12 protein-coding genes are annotated in these 17,360 nt (G+C 61.9%); 4 read left to right on the top strand and 8 right to left on the bottom strand.

What is annotated here, in order from left to right; genetic code table 11:
• Positions 1–11 precede the first annotated feature (11 nt).
• From TZ53_RS12555 to zorA, 5 genes are all read right to left on the bottom strand, one after another.
• Positions 12–623 (bottom strand): DUF1993 domain-containing protein, encoded by a 612-nt coding sequence (locus TZ53_RS12555; RefSeq protein ID WP_229742491.1) that lies wholly within the window; start codon positions 621–623, stop codon positions 12–14.
• A 436-nt stretch (positions 624–1,059) separates the two neighbouring features.
• Positions 1,060–4,284 carry a DEAD/DEAH box helicase gene (locus TZ53_RS12550; protein WP_044661488.1) on the bottom strand — a complete coding sequence of 1,075 codons (3,225 nt, stop codon included), beginning with the start codon at positions 4,282–4,284 and terminating at the stop codon, positions 1,060–1,062.
• Positions 4,281–5,942: an EH signature domain-containing protein gene (locus TZ53_RS12545; RefSeq protein ID WP_062113575.1), complete on the bottom strand. Its 1,662-nt coding sequence runs from the start codon at positions 5,940–5,942 to the stop codon at positions 4,281–4,283. Before TZ53_RS12545 ends, TZ53_RS12550 begins: the two co-directional genes overlap by 4 nt.
• 8 nt (positions 5,943–5,950) lie before the next feature.
• Positions 5,951–6,661 (bottom strand): OmpA/MotB family protein, encoded by a 711-nt coding sequence (locus tag TZ53_RS12540; protein ID WP_044661486.1) that lies wholly within the window; start codon positions 6,659–6,661, stop codon positions 5,951–5,953.
• Positions 6,662–6,666: 5 nt separating this feature from the next.
• Entirely contained in the window at positions 6,667–8,649 is a 1,983-nt protein-coding gene (gene zorA, locus TZ53_RS12535; RefSeq protein ID WP_052628196.1) for an anti-phage ZorAB system protein ZorA, read from the bottom strand.
• 593 nt (positions 8,650–9,242) lie between these two features.
• On the opposite strand from zorA, the gene TZ53_RS12530 reads away from it, so the two are divergent.
• Genes TZ53_RS12530 through TZ53_RS12515 form a run of 4 tightly spaced genes read left to right on the top strand, consistent with a single transcriptional unit; the run spans position 9,243 to position 15,244 of the window.
• A complete protein-coding gene (locus TZ53_RS12530) occupies positions 9,243–11,222 on the top strand; it encodes a tellurite resistance TerB family protein (protein ID WP_052628195.1) in 1,980 nt (659 codons plus the stop codon).
• On the top strand, positions 11,219–12,502 hold the full coding sequence (locus TZ53_RS12525) for an ATP-binding protein (RefSeq protein WP_044661485.1): 1,284 nt from the start codon (positions 11,219–11,221) through the stop codon (positions 12,500–12,502). Before TZ53_RS12530 ends, TZ53_RS12525 begins: the two co-directional genes overlap by 4 nt.
• Positions 12,483–14,699 (top strand): DEAD/DEAH box helicase, encoded by a 2,217-nt coding sequence (locus TZ53_RS12520; RefSeq protein ID WP_044661484.1) that lies wholly within the window; start codon positions 12,483–12,485, stop codon positions 14,697–14,699. Before TZ53_RS12525 ends, TZ53_RS12520 begins: the two co-directional genes overlap by 20 nt.
• Positions 14,700–14,728: 29 nt before the next feature.
• On the top strand, positions 14,729–15,244 hold the full coding sequence (locus TZ53_RS12515; RefSeq protein ID WP_145902206.1) for a hypothetical protein: 516 nt from the start codon (positions 14,729–14,731) through the stop codon (positions 15,242–15,244).
• Positions 15,245–15,279: 35 nt separating this feature from the next.
• On the opposite strand, the gene TZ53_RS27930 is transcribed toward TZ53_RS12515, so the two are convergent.
• The 3 genes from TZ53_RS27930 to TZ53_RS26800 all read right to left on the bottom strand — a co-directional run bounded on the left by TZ53_RS27930 (position 15,280) and on the right by TZ53_RS26800 (position 17,279).
• A protein-coding gene (locus TZ53_RS27930; protein ID WP_197565228.1) for an IS630 family transposase occupies positions 15,280–16,243 on the bottom strand; the annotation gives its coding sequence in 2 pieces (ribosomal slippage) (positions 15,280–15,891 and positions 15,893–16,243; 963 coding nt in all).
• A gap of 86 nt (positions 16,244–16,329) precedes the next feature.
• Positions 16,330–16,950, bottom strand: a complete 621-nt coding sequence (locus TZ53_RS25685; protein ID WP_052628194.1) for a thermonuclease family protein — start codon at positions 16,948–16,950, stop codon at positions 16,330–16,332.
• Positions 16,947–17,279 carry a hypothetical protein gene (locus TZ53_RS26800; RefSeq protein ID WP_145902204.1) on the bottom strand — a complete coding sequence of 111 codons (333 nt, stop codon included), beginning with the start codon at positions 17,277–17,279 and terminating at the stop codon, positions 16,947–16,949. Before TZ53_RS26800 ends, TZ53_RS25685 begins: the two co-directional genes overlap by 4 nt.
• Positions 17,280–17,360: the final 81 nt, after the last annotated feature.

Here is a 17,360-nt window from a genome sequence, read left to right as displayed (position 1 = left end):
CCGCCAGCGGATCAGATCGGCGCTGGCGGCGACGGCAGCTTCCGAACGGCGCCCAGATAGTCCCGCTTCCCCAGGGGAACGCCGTTCGTCCGGAGAATGTCGTAGGCCGTGGAGGCATGGAAATAAAAGTTGGGCTGGGAGAAGCTGAGCAGGAAATCCTTGCCCAGGAAATCCCAGCGCAGCTTGTCACCGATGGTAAATGTCATCGGCCTGTCGCTCAAGCTTTCCACATCGGCAACTTGAAGTGCGCCAAGGGCGTCGGCCGCTTCCATCACCCTGGCGTTCAATTCCTCGAAACTGGCCGGTGGCGCCGCGATGTCAGGCGAGAAATTCCCGCGCTGAACGCCATGGATCGCGCCGATGGAATGGATTGCACAGCTTTTCACCTGATAGGCGAAGTCCAACATGTCGGGAGCGAGTCTGGCATGAAGCAGCCGTTCCGGGGGGAGAGACTGCGCATCGCAATAGGACTTCGCTTTCACAACCAGTCTCGAGACAGACTCCAAAATCTGAAGGCACCCCGGTACGAAGGCGTCGTAAAGCGTCATCATGGATCCTGAACCTTTTGACTGGCCACCGAATGGACCGGCAATGGCCGATCTGGCCAGGATCGGCAACCGCATCCTTCCCGGCAGCGTCCCACAAGGACTGGAGCGCCCGTGGACGATCGATCGCACCGGATGGGGAGCCCGGGGTTGAATCTCTGGAAGAGGCACCCGCCATCGCCGGGCGTGTATCAACCGATGAAAGCAACCCTTATCGGGCACAGCTAGCCCACAGGGAGCAGGCGGAACGATTTGCCGGAATTCAGCGACTTGAGGGATAATATGGCGGAGAGGGAGGGAACCAAACATTCTTTTCAAGACACTCATTTCATTAAGTTATTTTATTCATCTTTATAGTGCATGCCCCCGTGAATGCCCCCACTTTCATATCGCACAGCGGGAATTCGTGAAGCGCCTCGGTGGCAAGCCTCCTATACTCCTCACATCCGCCACCTTACTGCGTAACACGGTCCTCCAGCTGTTCGCCGTCCGACAATGTGCGGACCCAATGCGATCAGGGATCGACCGGCCTTAGCTCGTCTACGTCGAAATCGCGTAGACCGATCTCGCCGCTGCCGTTCAGCATGTCGCTCGCCAAGGAGCGCTTCCGCTCAAGAAGCTCGTCCAGCTTAACATCAAACGTCTTGAAGTCGCCAGCAGACACGGTCGGATAGTAGACGAACACGTCCTTCGTCTGTCCGATGCGATAGGCCCGGTCGGTTGCCTGATCTTCCTTCGCGGGATTCCAGGTCCGGGTGAAATGAATCACGTGGTTAGCCGCCTGCATGTTCACCCCGAACCCGACGGCCACGGGCGATAGGACGATCACGCCGAAGCCAGGCTGTTCCTGGAAGGCCCTAATCCTCTTCTGCCGGCTATCGATGCTGCTCGCCACGGCGGTCGTATCGCCGTTGATGATGTCGACGGGAACATCAAAGGCCTCGCGCACATAGTGTCGAATCAAGCGCTGGATCGCCTTGAACTCGCAGAAGACGATGGCCTTCTCTCCGCGATCGCGGATTACCTCAAGCACTTCTATTAGCCAATCCAGCTTCGGTGACCGTGCTCGGTAGCTCTCAACCGGATCATATGCGCTACCCGCGTTTTCATCCGGATCGGAACAAAGGAGCCTGAGCTTGTGGAGAAGTGCAAGGTGGCTCCCCGGTGCCGCCCCCGATCGCCGGAAGGTGTCGATGGCTCCGACGTAGAGGCCGCGTTGGAAAGGGCTCATATCCAAACTGCGGCTTTCCTCGTCCACGACCTTCGCCTTCAGGTCGGTCGCGACATCTGCTTTCATCCGGCGGAGCAACTGAGGCGTGATGATACCCCGAAGCTGCTCCACCTTCACCCGATCATCGTCGCTCTTCGCCTCGATCGGTCGGCGGTAGGTCGACCCGAACTCGTTGAGCGCGCCGAGCAAACCGGGCTGCACGAAGTCGAACAGGCACCACAGATCGACTAGGCTGTTTTCGACGGGCGTCCCGGTGCAGGCGATACGGAACTTCGCCTGCTGCTTCTTGGCAGCCCGGGTCATCGCCGCGTTGGGGTTCTTGATCTTCTGCGCCTCGTCGCAGACCATGACCGACCACTTCTCGCGCGCGAACGAGAACTCCAGGTCGCGCAGCGTCTCATAGGTCGTAAGGACGAGGTCGGCATCACCCCGCCAGTCCGGCCGGAGGAAGCGCACCAGACCCTCCCGGCGAAGCTGCTCGTCGACCGAGGACCGATCGACGCGGAGACCAGCGAGGCCCTCGCCGTAAGCCATGAGGATCTTCAGCGTTCCAGACTCGAGGAACTTCTCTGCCTCCTCCTTCCAGTTCTCCAAGAGAGAAAGCGGCGCAACCACCAGCGCTGGCGGCGTACCGGGATCCTCTTCCCTTGCCCTCGCGACGAGGCTCAGGATCTGAAGCGTCTTCCCAAGTCCCATGTCGTCCGCCAGCAGTGCGCCCCGGCACTTATCCGGGGCCAGTGCGAGAAGGTGTTGCATCCATGCAAGACCTTCAAGCTGGTGGTGCTTCAGCGCGACGCCGGGACGAAGACTGGAAGGAAGGCGGGCGGGAGCCGGCTTTTCGGCTAGCGCCGCGAGCCGCTCCTCCTGGTAGTCGACCTGTCCGATATTGCTCTTGAGGATCAACGTAGGCTTTTTGCCGCGACGGACAGGAGACTCTGGCTTGAAGGTGCCCTTTGCCGCCTGATCCTGCACCTGTCCGAACGTAGAAACTATCGCCTCCGCCTCGCGGACGGGTATGGGAGTGGGGCACCCGGTCAAGGATACGGAAGTGGCTCCTTTCGCCTTGGCCATCTCCAACCCCTTGCGGAGTTCGGCCGATAGCTTGTCGGTCAGCGGCAGAACGCACGGCTGTTCGGTGTTCGGATCAGTCCATCCGATCATCGGAACTAGATTCTCGGGGAACCAGCCCTCACCATCGTCGCGCTTGGCAATGTGCGGTGAGTAGAAGGACTTTTCTTGGCCGATTCCCTCGACGCGCTCCGAATAGCCGGAGAGGTCGTAAATCTGGCCGTGCGTGATGACCCCATCCTCGCGATGGCCGAGCGCCCGGCGAAGCGCTTCGCAGTGTAGCCTGCTATCGCCGTCAAGCTCGAACTCGTATTCGTCCCAAGCAAACAGCTGGAGGCCACGATCAAGGTTCCGCTCTACGCCCTCGATGAACTCGAGTACGTCGGCTTCCTCGAGCATGATCTCGCGCGTCTCAATAGCGTCGCCTGACCCGCTCGTGATGAGCAGCCCCAAAGCACCTTCTCCATTGGTTTCAGGTGTCACCGCGGCGAACCGTTCGAACACGATGCCCGCCTGCTGCTTTGCCTCCTCGAACTGGTCCTCGTCGACGACAGCTGCCGCGTCCGGTCCGAGCGCCGCAATGGGATTGAGGAGGAACGCCTGCGCCCGCTCGCCAGCCACGCGCCGACCGGGCATGCGTTTGACCTCCCGCAGCACGGTGCCGACCTCCGGCGAGATCATGACCTGGATGATCCCGTGCGGCGTTGGTAGGTCGTATCTGTCACGCACCTGACCCGACTTATCAAACGCCTCGAGCCAGTCGGCGGGTGCCCCCTCGAACCACGGTTCGATCTCCACGAGGCCAAGTCCATCCGATCGACGGAGCGCCATCTGCAGTCGGTCCGGAGTGAGAACCACGGTTCGATAGAGGAAGTCGTCGAGCGAGGCGCCAGCGGCTACTGCCAACTGACGAATCTCTCCCCACGCCCGGCGCTGGTCAGCTTCGTTCCGTTCCCCTTCCGGACGGCGCGCAAACCGCCGGATTCGCTCGATAAGGTTCCAGACGCCTGGAGCGACGAGCTGAACGCCACCGTCGGCTTCGAGGGCACCGCCCTTGAGCCTGACGCCGGACATTGGTCGACGGTCGGTATCGAACCATCCGTCTATTGCGACCGAGAAGTCTCTATCGGTCAGAGACTTCCGGCTGACAATCTTCGGGACCGCAGCAGTGGATGATGGAAGATCGAGTATCGCCAGCTCTTCCGCAGCCTCCGCGTCCTCCAACAGCACGAAGAGCTGGGACCAATTCAAGCGGTGACCATCCTCCACCCGCTCGGCCAGCCCCTCATCCGCCAATTGGTCGAGAAGCGCCGTCGCTGCCTTCGATTTGGGGGTCGGCTCGCCACCGCTCGGCAGGAGAATGCCACCATCCTCAACGACGGGCGATCGCGGGGCCACCTGGCGCACTTCCGTCTTGGCCGCCTTCCTACCCCAGATCATGAGCGCAGATACCAAGCCCCGCGACGCTCCGCCCAAGCGAAGTTCCTACGGGTGAGTTCGTTCGTCGCAGGACCGAAGCGCGGCGCGTAGGCCCATAGCGAACCTCCCTTATCTCGCGAATCCGCTGTCTTGATCCCATGCTTGGCGAAGAACGCGAACAGTTCGGAGTCGGCGCTCGCGGGTCGCGGGGCTGGTGAGGGGTTGGAGGATATGGTGATAGGGGGCGGCGGCGCTGATGGGCGCGCGCCGTAGGACGGCGTCGTATGACTAACCTGGGAGCCACTTCGTGCGGCTGACAGGGAGGCGATGAGCCGATCGGCCTTACGCTCCCACCGTTCACCCACGCCGTCCTTGTGGATGATACGCGCGACGTTGCTCGGGTGCTTGAGCGCGGTCTTGTTTCCCGCCACCTGCAACTTCGAGAGATCGAACGGCAGCTTGGCAGCATCGAAGGCGAACATAGCGTTGCCCTCCTCTCCGAACTCCACGTAGACGTGGCCGGCGATGCGCATGATGAAGGCATTGTTGCTGGAAACGCCTCCGTTTGTAAGGTTGAGCATGCGGCCCTTCATCATCTGCCGCAGGGTCTTGAAGCTCGGACGCGGATCGCGATAGGCGGCGTCGCCAAGCGCGAAATGCATGTCGCTGATCTGATCAACGTGGCGTTTCCAGAAGTTGATGCGACGCTGGTCGTTGATGCCATCGGCCGAGAGGAGGTTGAAGAAGTCCTCGATCAGCCGGAGTTTGTGCCACGAGGAAACCATCCGTCGCGTGTCCGGACGGACCAGTGTCCAAAGTGTGTCGTTGCGCTCGAGCCACGGATTGCCCCATCGACCGACGGAGGTCTCACACAGCGCCGGATCGACCTCGATCGAGGAACATTCGGAGTAGCGATCTAGAACACGGGACAGGCCGTGATCCGCGAGCACATCATGCTCCAGGATCAAACCGATGACGCGCGGGAGAACATCACGGAACTTCCGGTCATCGAACCTTACCGCTGCCTCGATCTGCGCCTCGAATATGCGCTGGCCGATCCACGAAGTGTCACCCGCGGAGAGATCGTGACGAAGAACCTCGAGGGGATTCCCCTCCCCGGTGAGAAGCTCGGCCCCGTAGCGCGTGCATGGATCCTCAGTCAGCAGGTTAGCATGGTCGTCGATCGCGGCGAGCCAGTCCGGTGCCTGCCCGGAGCGTTCGAGCTGTGGAAGATTGTCGTTCAGATATTCCCGCAGGACCCGCCAGTTCCGATCACCGGCACCACGAGCATTTCGGGGATCGTAGTTCACGTAGCCATCGAGCAGGCCCCGCCAGCACCGCCTGTATGGCCGGGGCATCGATCGGAAGGCATCAATCTCACTCAGCAGCGGATCGAACCGTTCACCGTCCTCTATTAGCGCTGGCTGGCCTACAGACCTGAGGCGCGTTCCCCAGCTCACCAAGCGTGCCGACCGAACATCATGGAGCCTGCCGGTCTCGCGAAACCTCAGTATCTCCGTCTGGATCCGGTCGTTCGAAGCGCCCGCACCCGCGCCTGCCCCGCTGAGCATGGCCTGAAGTGACTGCACATGCCCTTTCAAGATTCGGAGGTCGGGCTCCGGCATGTCGCGGAACGCCGCAGCGCCAACGTCGGCCAGCCGCTGCTGCAGCTTCGTCATTCTCGGGCTCAGAGGGCGCATGTACCGAATTCGCCTTCAAACGCGTCGACAGGTGCAGCCGCCGGTTCATCAACGCCGAAGAATTCCAGGCGCAGCTCAATGCGTCGACTTGCGTCGAGCGACGCCTTCGCGGAATTTGAGGAGTAGCCGCCGACGAGGAAGAGCCGCCGTATCTCCTCTAGCTCGCGTCGATCCATGGGCCGTTCGCCCGCCTGCGGCCGCGCCATCAGCGCGCACAGAACGCGCTGGCTACGCTGGAGGCTGAGGTTCAGGTTGTAGAGATAGCTCCCCCTCCGGTCAGTAAAGCCCTCGACCACAATCCGCTTCAGCCATCGCTGCCCGCCCTTGTCCCGCGCTATCGCGAGCACCTCCGGGACAAACGACCGCAGCAATCGCTCCTGTTCGGGACTGAGGGCATTGCTCGCCGAATCGAAGCGGGCACGATCTCCGAAGTCGATGACGGCACGGTTGTGATCGACGCGGATGCCCTGCTTCTTTGCAGCCTTGTCGATGCGGTCGAGGAGCTTGACAATCTCCGCCTGCCTCTCGGCCTCAAGCTGCTCGCGCTCCGAAATCGTGCGCGTCACGGCAAGGAGCGCCACGCTCATGACGAGCAGGAAGAGCACCATCAGGGCAGTCATAAGGTCGGCGAACGAGATCCAGAAGGGTTTCTCGCCCTCCTCGCGACCACGATGCCCCATAGTAACGCGCTGGAACATTCAGATCACGCCGCCTGCCGACCGGTCGAAGGTAAGGAGGCCTCGAGTTCCTGGATCGCCTCCTTGAGCAAACCGGTGGCGCTGGACAGCTGGGAGTGAAACACCCGGTTCGCCTCGATGACCGTGCCTCGCATGCCTTCCGCAAACTTCTCGTGCGACTTGCCGATAACGTCAGCAACCTCGTCCAGGAAGCCGTCCGCCTCGTACTGCGCCGACGCCAGTTTTTGCGTTGCGCCCTCGATCCGACTGAGGACATCCGCGGTCAGGCTTGCCTCGCGGGAGGCATTTTCGACGGTAGCGCGGAGATCCTGGATCATGGTGGCAACCGCGTCGCGGGCTGATCGGTAATCGGAGACGACAGAGTCGAGGCCCCTAGCCGCCCCGGCAACGCTGCCTGCGGCCTCCGAAAGGCCAGTGGTGACATTCGCGATGCGGTCGAACCCGCCAACGACCTCGCGCCCTGAATTCTCGAGCTTGTTAGCGGCGGCCAGCAGGGAGTCCGCCCCCCCGTTGAGACGAACGAACGCATCCCGCGTCGCGCTTTGGACGCCCGCGGTCATTTCGCGGATCGCCGCCACGAGACCATCGACGTTGGAGGAGATCGCATCAACGGATTGCCGCATCTGCCCGACGTGGCCAGCCGCCGCCTCAGCACGCCTGCCGTCTTCCTCGGCCTGAAGCCTGGAGCGTTCAGCCGCCTGTCTCTCAATGGCGGAGATCGCCTGCGCCATCCCCTCACCAAGCGCAGTCAGCATGTCCTGGACGCGGGTCTGGGTCGCCTCCTGCATCTCGCCCGTCGATGAGCGGATCTCTTCGATCACAGTGCGGAGCTCCTCCGACATCGCGGCCTGCTTGGCCTCGACCGCCTGAACAACCTCGAGAAGCTTGGTCGACATCGCGTCAGAAGCTCGCGTCCCGGCAGCCTCGACGTTGTCGGTCAGGTCCTGCAATTTCAAGACCGCAGTCTGCATCGCGTCAATCGTGCGCTGCTGCATGTCGCCGATGCCGGAGAGCTGCGTGCCGAACATGTTCTCCAAGCGGTCGCTGAAGCTCGCGAGCACGTCGGTCAGCAGCTTCGTCACGGCGGACGACTGATCCTGGCTGACTTGGCCCACCGCGCCGGCGATCTGGTCGAGCGGTCCCTTGAGTGCGTCGGTCAGCGCACCTGCGATAGTCGTGCCGAGTTCGTTGGAGCGCTGCACCGTCGCGTTGATCTGCCGATCGGCAAGGTCGGTGAGTATCTCCCGCAAATCTGCGACGAGCGCATCCTTCAGGATCTTGGTCTGACTGGCGGCGTCCTCCGAAGAAGTCACGAGGCGAGCTAGATACTCCTCGCCTGCACCGGCCTCATAGGTCGCGTCGATCTCGTGAGCGAGCTGCGTTACCTTGCGGTAGAGGCTGTTGAGCCGGAATTTCTCCAGTCCGGTCGTGAGCATCGCAAGGATGATTGCGAAGGCCGAAACGACGAACGCCTCGCTCACGCCATGCAGCAACGCGGTCAGACTGTTCCGGACTACACCGGAATCGTCCGAGATCTGGAAGGAGCTCAAGCCCGTCAGAAGGCCGGTGAATGTCCCGATGATGCCGATGCCGGTGAAAATGCCGGGCAGATGCTTGAAGAACTCGGCATGGACGCGATTGTCCACCACAGCGTGTGGCGAGAGAAACATCTCAGCCGGCACCGTCGAGCGGACAGCCCTCTCGACCATCTCGCCCGTCTGGGTGTCGAGATCCTTCTGAACGTGGAGCGTCTCGCGATACTCGTTGAAGATGGCGGCGATCGCACGGTCGGGTTCGAAGCACTTCGAGAGGTCGCGAAGCCCGTTCGCCCGCGCTGCCTCCACGTTCTCGATGATCTGCTTTAGGCTTGCATCCAGCCGCTTCGCGGGAATGAAGAAGTAGCGGACGAACGCGTATGCAAGGCTAACGAGAACCGCAAAAACAAGCACCGGTATGACCGGAATTCCGAACAACACCATTTCGTCCATTCCCCCTGTCATCGACTTCCTCCGCGAATCCCACGCACGGGCGGATCGACACTTCACGCTGCTATATCCGCATTTATTATTCTACGGCTAACATCAACTGATTCAGATCACTTTGCCATTTTTGGGGAAGAGTAAGGCTCTGGCAATCCGAATAACTTTGGGACAGTATCCCTAAGTCGGGGGGAAGAATGATGGCCCAGTCAGAAGGTTGGCTCTCTAGAGTCGCGCGTCGATTTGGCGAGATGATGTCTGGCGCCCCGGCGATAGGCACTGACGGACAGCCCGAACTCGGTCGGCCCACGGAGACAACCGCGGCGACAGCGTCATCGCCCTCTCCGCCTTCGAACCTCGGTAGGGCTCCGCCGGGCGTCAGCCTGAGCGCCAATGGCCGATACCTTTATGGCGGATACTCATTCTCGACCCTCGAGCAGGCGTCAGACTATGCAACGCGGATGACCAAGCCGGGGGTCGCCACGCCGCGGCCTTGCCCCTCCGCGCCCGCATCTTCGACATCGAAGAGGCAACGCGCTCCAGCCTGCTGGGTTAACCACCCGGCTGTGGTTCAGGTGGGAGCGCGAACCGTCACTCTCGATATGGTCTACTATGGCACTCCTGCCCGGCATGACCCGGCGCGTGACAAGAGCCGGATCGATCCCACGCTTCCCATCAATCCTCAAGGCGATCCCTCCGGCGACACCTTGACATACTGGCCGAGCTACGATCGCCTCGATCCGCGGGCACGCTGGACCTATCTGGACTGGCTGGAGAATGGCCGGACGGATCCTAACATCCCGATCGGCTACGTGTTCGTGTTCTTCTACGGCCTCGAGCAGCGCTTGCTGGTCGATGAAGCCAAGGACGAGGCGTCAGCGATCTTCGCCGAGCTTCGGCGCCTCCTTTTAATCCATGGAGAGAACTACTCTTTTGCGGCCTATGCGTCGAAGCTGCTCGCGCTTTCCTGCCTATACGGCGAAAACGCCGATCAGCAGCTAACATCCGCTCCGCCGCACAACTACGAGATGGAGCTGCCGCTCAATGTCCGAGTGCGGCTTGGCAGCCGAATCGAGCGAAACCAGCCCTTCGATGCCGACGACTGTCTTCTATGGGTGCTATCGCTTCCAGACGTCTACCTCCGGACGCCGGGGCAGCGGTGCTTCGAAGAGCTGCTCGGCCTATGGCGCGTCCGCTTCGCCGTCCGCAATCCAGAAGGATTACGGGTCCGACGGCCGAAGTCGAAGATCCGCTCCCGATATCAGGCGGCAAGCAACACGTTCTTCCGTTCGATCGAAATGGATCTTCCTGACATTTCTGGGACGCAGGCCCCGCTCAATAGCCTTCGCACGATCCTCGACGGCTGCATGGAAGATCTATCAGCCTACAGCCGACTGCTGGGCCGAGACCCAAATGCTCGCGGAACGCTGCGCGGCGACCTCCTGCTACCACTGGAGCTCCGCCGGGGACGGGCCTCCTTCGCCGATTGCCGGAACGCGCTCGATCAATCGACAGTTGGCGGCTTGGCAACGGTCGGCGACGTGGCACGCGCCCTCGATCTGGAGCTAGGGCCGGGCACCGAGAAGCTGCCTGCAGTTCTCGTTCGGCGGATGGGCCTCGCGCTCGACGCGCTGGATCTCGGGTTCGAGCCCGATCGCCGCTACGGTCCGGCCGCTGCGCTCCGGGCCGATGGACGCGTCGCCCTGTTCCCGGCAAGCCTTGGTGGGGCCGTCGATCCCGAACGCTCGGTCTACGCGGCTGCCCGCGGCATGGTTGAAGTCGCAATGCTGGCCGCAGTGTCGGACGGGACTGTCGCCTCCTCAGAGATGGACGCCATTGAACGCCGTCTGCGCTCGACACCCGAGCTCAAGGAAGAGGAGATCATCCGGCTGCTCGCGTGCGGAAACGCTCTCGCTGCGGATCCGCCAAAGGTCCGTGCAGCCCTGAAGAAGCTGGCGGACATCGCTCCTGAGAGCAGGGCGGCGCTCGCGGCCTCCGCGGTCGAGGCAGTGCTAGCAGATGGCCGAGTCCTGCCCGACGAGGTTAGGTTCCTCGAGGCGCTCCACGCGGCGCTCGGGCTACCCGCGAGCACGCTCTATTCCGCCCTGCATCGCAGCGGCGAGGATGCCGGTCCGGTGGAGGTGCTGCCAGCCACTGACGAGCGCATGGTGCCGCTGCCTGACGAGCCAAAGCGGGCGGGCGTTGCCATCGACGCCGCCAGGCTTGAGAGGATCCGCGGCGAAACGACGCAGGTGTCCGCGATGCTCGCGGCAATCTTTGTCGAGGAGGAGCCCGAACCAGCCCCCGCCCCTCCGCCTAAGGCAAGCGTCGCCGCATCGGCTTTCGCTGGCCTCGACGCCCCCCATTCTAATCTTCTTATTCGCCTTCTGGCCGGCCCGATGGCTCGGACCGATTTCGATGCACTCGCGGCTGAGCTGCGCCTGATGCCAGACGGCGCCATCGAGACGTTGAACGAATGGGGCTTCGACAATTTGGGCGAGCCGATCGTGGAGGACGACGACGACGTGCGCGTCTCCTCCGAAGTGACTGACCAACTTGAACCAATGGGAGTTGCCGCTTGAGCACAATCCGACGCAAGGACCGGGATCTCATCATTCAGGCCCTTTCCGCCGGCGTCGTTCCACGGGTGGGCCTCCAGCATATCCAGGTCGGACGCTCTCAGGAGGTCGGCGCGCTCGTCCGCGACATCGACCGGATCGCGGACGCCGGATCGGCCGTTCGCTTCGTCATCGGCGAGTATGGAGCAGGCAAGACCTTCTTCCTGAATCTCGTGCGTCTCATCGCCCTCGAACGGAAATGCGTCACGGTCCACGCCGATCTCGCTCCCGACCGTAGGCTTCACGCGACTGGGGGACAGGCCCGCGGCCTCTATGCGGAGGCTGTCCGGAACATGGCGACACGCACGAAGCCGGAAGGCGGCGCTCTTCCTAGCATTGTCGAGCGATTCGTAACGGAGTGCGTTCGGGAGGCTGAAGACGGTGGAGCTCCTGTCGAGCGAATCATCGACCGGCGCCTCGCTCCCCTGCTGGAGATGCTAGGCGGTCACGACTTCTGCACGGTGCTCAAGACATACTGGCGCGCCCACGAGGATGGTGACGACGGCCTCAAGGCGGCGGCGCTGCGCTGGCTCAGGGCCGAGTATCCCACCAAGACGGAGGCGCGGCAGGCCCTCCCCGTTCGCAGCATAATCGACGACGCGGACGTCTATGACACATTCAAGCTTCTCTCAGCGTTCGTTCGCATCGCGGGGTATTCAGGACTTCTCGTGGTCTTCGACGAGATGGTCAACCTCTACAAGCTGCAGAGCTCCCAAGCGCGCAACCAGAACTACGAGCAGCTTCTCAGGACGCTCAACGACGTGCTGCAGGGCAATGTCGAGGGGCTCGGCTTCGTTTTCGGAGGAACGCCGGAGTTCCTACTCGACAGTCGGCGTGGCCTCTACAGCTACAAGGCGCTCCAATCGCGGTTGGAAGAGAACAGCTTCGCCACAGAGGGGCGGATCGATCTCAGCGGACCAGTGATACGGCTCCAGAGCCTGTCGCCCGAGGATCTCCTCGTGCTGCTAGGAAACATCAGGTCGGTCTTCGCACTCGGAGACCCATCGGCCTTCCTCGTGCCTGACGAGGCGAAGACCGCCTTCATGGAGCATTGCAATAAGCGGATCGGCGAGGCCTATTTCCGCACACCCCGCAACACCATCAAGGCCTTCGTCCAGTTTCTGTCCGTTTTGGAGCAGAACCCTGACACGCAGTGGCACGATCTGATCGCAGCTGTCTCGCCGGACAGGGAGGAGCCAGAAGAGCCAGAGGCGGACGAAGAGCTTGTCGACCTTCGCATCTGACGCCCCGTCCTATGATCGGCTTCATCCTGAAATCCGCCGCTGGGTGCGCGATGAGGGATGGACCGGCCTGCGTGAGATACAGGACACGGCGATCCGCTCGATCCTGGGATCCAGCAGCGACGTAATCATCATGGCCGGCACAGCCTCGGGCAAGACCGAGGCAGCGTTCCTGCCGCTGCTCACCGAGGCAGCGGAGATGACAGGTGGTGGCCTTCGCCTCCTATACGTCAGTCCGCTCAAGGCGCTGATCAACGACCAGTTCAGGCGTCTCGAACCTCTGTGCGAACGCCTTGGTCTACCAATCACCCGTTGGCATGGCGACGCGCCTCAGGGTCCTAAGACGAGACTGCTCAAGGCGCCAGCGGGCGTCGCGCTGATCACCCCTGAATCGATCGAGGCCCTCCTGCTGCGCCGCCCCGCCGATGCCACTAAGCTGTTCAGAGGCGTGCATGGGATCGTCGTGGACGAGCTTCACGCATTCCTCCAAGGCCCGCGCGGGCTGCACTTGGCCTCTCTTCTCCGTCGCGTCGACAGGATCGCGTCCGGACGCCCGCGACGGGTCGGCCTCTCCGCCACGCTAGGCGATGCCGACGCGGCCTGCCGCTGGATGAACGCGGTCAGCCCCCAGAGCGTAACAGTATTGCGGGCGCCGAAGAGCGGCCCAGGTGTCAGGCTGCAGATTCGAGGATACGAGGAGCCTCCCGAGGCAGTCGGGATCGATGAGATCGCCGAAAACGGTGCGCACGATGCGCTCAGCCAAATCGCCGACCATATCTTCGCCAACCTGCGCGGATCGAACAACCTCGCCTTCGCTGCCTCTCGCCGGACGGTCGAGGCACTCGCGGACCGCCTCCGCGAGCGGTCGGAGCGAGACAAGGTGCCGGAGGAATTCTTCCCGCATCACGGCAGCCTCTCCAAGGAACTCCGCGAGACGCTGGAGACGCGGCTCAAGGCTGGCGACCAGCCTACCACCGCAGTCGCGACGACAACGCTCGAGCTCGGCATCGATCTGGGCAGCGTCCAGTCGGTCGCCCAAGTGGGTGCGCCCAGATCGCTTTCCGGTCTGAAGCAGCGCCTCGGTCGGAGCGGCCGTCGCGGTAGCCCGGCGGTCCTCCGCATCTATGTCCGCGAAGACCATCTCGATCCGGATTCCGATCCGCTGGACAAGCTACGCCTCGAAACGGTGAGGGCCGTCGCCTGCGTCCGACTTCTGCAGGAGAATTGGGTCGAGCCCTCTACAGAAGACCCCTCGCTTGCCACGGTGGCTCTGCATCAGACCCTCTCGCTCATAGCATCCGAGGGCGGCGTCCGTGCGCCCGCGGCGCACAAGCTCCTATTCGGTCGGGACAGCTACCTAGCCTTCGCGCCGTCCGACTACGCCGATTTGCTCCGCGGGGCTGGTCCTCAGGGTTTCGAACTTCTCGAACAATCGCCAGATGGCATCCTCATGCTCGGTCGTGCGGGGGAGGAACTGGTCCAGGCGCGCGACTTCTATGCCGTCTTCAAGACGGACGAGGAATGGCGCCTTGTCTCGAGCGGCCGTACCCTCGGGACCGTTCCGCTCACCAATGTCCTCGGGATAGGATCACTCGTAGGCTTCGCAGGCCGTAGATGGCGCGTAGAGGCGGTCGATGACCGCGCCAAGGTGCTCGAAGTTGTTCCCCATCGATCCGGGAAGCTGCCTCGCTTCGATCGGCCCGCGAACGAGCAACTGCACGACCACGTCACCGCGACGATGCTGGAGGTGCTGTCTGACCACGAGATCCCCGCATATCTCGATGCAGCCGGAAAGAAGTTCCTCCTGCAGGGGCGCACCGCGTTTCGCGAACTCGGCCTCCATCGGCGCGCACTCATCCCCGCGGCGCGAGACACCCACGTCATCACCTGGCGTGGCACGGCTATAAATTCGGTGCTGTCGATCGTCCTCATGAGCGCTGGCCTAGAGGTTGCGGTCCACGACGTGGGCGTGACTGCGTTCGATGTGACACCGAAGCAACTCGCTGCCATTCTCCAGCAGGCGGGCGATTGCCCGCCGATGGAAGATCTCTCGGACTTTGTCCTTGGGCTGAGAACCGCGAAACTCGACGATTTTATAGAGGAGAGTGTGCTTCGACGCCTTTGGGCTGCCCGGAATGAAAAGCATCGAGACACTGTGAGCTCAATCCTAACCGAATTGCGGACCGCGATGACATTTTAACCGGATGCTCGAGCAGCTGAAACTGAAGCATGTTGACATACGCCGGCTTGCGGAACCCAACGCAAACCTACAATGGGCATCATTTCTACATAGTGCCGGATAGTATGCGACCTGAACTCGACAAAAAAGAAATTACCAGACGCGTGTTTGAACGAGCTGCTTGGGTAATGCATCAGTCATGGGAAGAAAACTGGCGTCACTCGCGTTTGCTTGATGAGCCATTGATCCCTAACCATATCATCATGGCTGGGCGCTCACGGGCGTCCGCTGACCATCGTGAACATGTTGTGCCCTTGGCGCTCATTCGTAATCAGTGCGAGAAGATGTTTTCTTCGGGAGCAGATGCGTCAGCGGTCGCGAAGTTGTTGGAGCGGCATTTGAAGATCGTGATGATCTCCAAAGCTGAACGACAGCGCCTCGACTTCGAGCTCGGCCTGAAAGTGCGCATGCCAGAAGGTTGGTCGTTCGACGACGAGAATGCTGACCCTTTTGCGCGGTTGAAGGCTGCCGGCATTGAATGGGATCAACTTGAACTGAACGTCTGATGATATGGAAAGCGAGGCACAGCTCTAGAGCATTTTCACATTGACCGTTGATACCCTGCGTCGTGGAAGAAGTTGGCACATTCTTGGGCTGGGAAGCGATCAAGCAGGTTGCCGATGCGCTCGACAAGGGCATCGACGGTGCGGGCCGGTTCCTGCCGCAGCAGCGCCTTGAGTTTGGAGAAGGCCATCTCGATCGGGTTCATGTCGGGGCTGTAGGGCGGCAGGTAGAAGAGCTGGGCGCGCCGGGCGGTGATCGCCTCGCGGATGCCGGCGACCTTGTGGGCGGGCAGATTGTCGAGCACCACGACATCGCCGCGTCGAAGAGTGGGTGCCAGGACGTCGCGGATATAGACCCGGAATGCATCGCCATCCATCGGCCCGTCGAGCACCCAGGGCGCGGTCATGCCCGTCAGACGCAGGCCGGCGATGAAGGTCATCGTCTTCCAGTGTCCGAACGGCACGCGATCGCGGCAGCGTTCGCCGACCGGCGCCCAGCCATAGAGCCGCGCCATCTTGGTGTTTACCCCTGTCTCGTCGAGAAAGACGAGGCTTTCAGGGTCGATGAACGGCTGGGCTGCCCGCCACAGCTTGCGACGTGCCGCCACGTCTGGCCGCTCCTGCTCGGCTGCGTGCAGGGCTTTTTTTAAACGACAGGCCGAGCCGCCGAACCGCGTTCCACATCGCGCCGGTGCTGAGCCCGATTCCGTGTTCGGCCAGCAGCCACGCTTGCGCCTGCGCCAGCGTGATCCCCGGTCGCGAGCGGATGTGCGCCGCCAGCGCCAGCTCCTGTGCCGGCGAGAGCTTGCGCGGGGGACGGCCACGGTTCGGGTTGATCCCGGTATTACCGGTCAGCCGACGCCGGATCCGCGCCTTGTAGATATAGGCCACGCTGACCTTGAAGATCACGGCCGCCTCGCGGACGGGCATTCCGCCGTCCACAGCCGCCAGCACCCGATCGCGTAAATCCTGCGAGTAACTCTGCCCCGGTCGCCAACCCATCGCAGCCTCCGTCGTGACGGCTACCTATGAATCACACGATCAGCAAAAAGGGAATCCCTCGCGATTCCACCCATCGTGAACCCGCTCTAAATCAGTCGCCCCTGCCCCTCCGCTTGCCGCATTCGATGCTTCTGGCGACGCTTAAAGTTCCACGGCGGATCGGGATTGTTGCTCACCCATAATCCGCGCCGGTTCCGGCTGGCATCGTCCTGTGCATTGAAATATTCCGCTTCGCGGTCGAACGCATATTGCTCTGTGACCCAGGCCCAACCGTTTACGATCATCTCCAGCTCGATATTGCGGGTAACGCACCGGGGTCTCGTCACCAAGCCAGATCCCCGCTTACCCTCATGATAATATTCCACCCTTCCGGCATCCATCTGCTCCGTCAAATATGCCATGCAGAGGAGGCGTTTATACGGGTCTATAGGTACGCCGCCCGTCGCTTCCTTGCCAATCGGAAGCAAACGAAGCTTTTTGCCACCTACCAGCCCGAGCAGAAAGTCGCGGGCTTCGGGCCCGAAGGGCTGTTCCATTTCTGGTGCATCTATGAACGCCAACCGGAAAGGGACGAGCTCCACCCATGCCTCTCGCAGTGGGTGCCAAACATTTGCTAGGAAGCCGTCGCCGTCGAAAACCTTCAGGACACGCACATCCAAGGCTTCGTCGGGCCTGATCGGACCCGGATCATCCGGCGCAAGAATCATTCAAGCTCGTCTTGATCATCGACATCCAGCGGTACTTCATGTTGATCATCAGGAAAATAAGCTACAAGCAATTTCGTCGAGGGCGCCGGCGTGACGAGCAACAATGTGCAGGCCTGCTCAGGAACATCCTCTGCCGCAACATCACTCCTATCGCCGATGAGCTTATAGGCTCGCAGTTCATCCTGCGCTGTAGGAATCCCGGCATGATGCCCTACCACGGTCAACGGCGCCGTCAGCTCAGCGACATCACTCCGCGGATCAACAAAGCGATCGCCTTCCAGTGTGACGATGTGGCCCTCGACAAGTGCAGCTACCGGGATCTTGTTCATATTGATGCGCATTCCTTAACCAAACGCGTCGACCCGCTTGAGCCGCCGCTTCCGCCTCTCATCTACATCGATTTAACTGCC

The organism is Sphingobium sp. YBL2 (assembly GCF_000943805.1).
Classification (GTDB): Bacteria; Pseudomonadota; Alphaproteobacteria; order Sphingomonadales; family Sphingomonadaceae; genus Sphingobium; species Sphingobium fuliginis.
This window is presented reverse-complemented; position numbering and strand designations above follow the sequence as displayed.

Excerpts from the sequence above, each read along its gene's own strand:
- TZ53_RS25685 (WP_052628194.1), bottom strand. The coding sequence starts at position 16,950 with ATGATTCTTGCGCCGGATGATCCGGGTCCGATCAGGCCCGACGAAGCC.
- TZ53_RS12550 (WP_044661488.1), bottom strand. The coding sequence starts at position 4,284 with ATGATCTGGGGTAGGAAGGCGGCCAAGACGGAAGTGCGCCAGGTGGCC.
- TZ53_RS12540 (WP_044661486.1), bottom strand. The coding sequence starts at position 6,661 with ATGTTCCAGCGCGTTACTATGGGGCATCGTGGTCGCGAGGAGGGCGAG.
- TZ53_RS12545 (WP_062113575.1), bottom strand. The coding sequence starts at position 5,942 with ATGACGAAGCTGCAGCAGCGGCTGGCCGACGTTGGCGCTGCGGCGTTC.
- TZ53_RS12515 (WP_145902206.1), top strand. The coding sequence starts at position 14,729 with ATGTTGACATACGCCGGCTTGCGGAACCCAACGCAAACCTACAATGGG.
- TZ53_RS12530 (WP_052628195.1), top strand. The coding sequence starts at position 9,243 with ATGGTCTACTATGGCACTCCTGCCCGGCATGACCCGGCGCGTGACAAG.
- zorA (WP_052628196.1), bottom strand. The coding sequence starts at position 8,649 with ATGGACGAAATGGTGTTGTTCGGAATTCCGGTCATACCGGTGCTTGTT.
- TZ53_RS12555 (WP_229742491.1), bottom strand. The coding sequence starts at position 623 with ATGCGGTTGCCGATCCTGGCCAGATCGGCCATTGCCGGTCCATTCGGT.
- TZ53_RS26800 (WP_145902204.1), bottom strand. The coding sequence starts at position 17,279 with ATGAACAAGATCCCGGTAGCTGCACTTGTCGAGGGCCACATCGTCACA.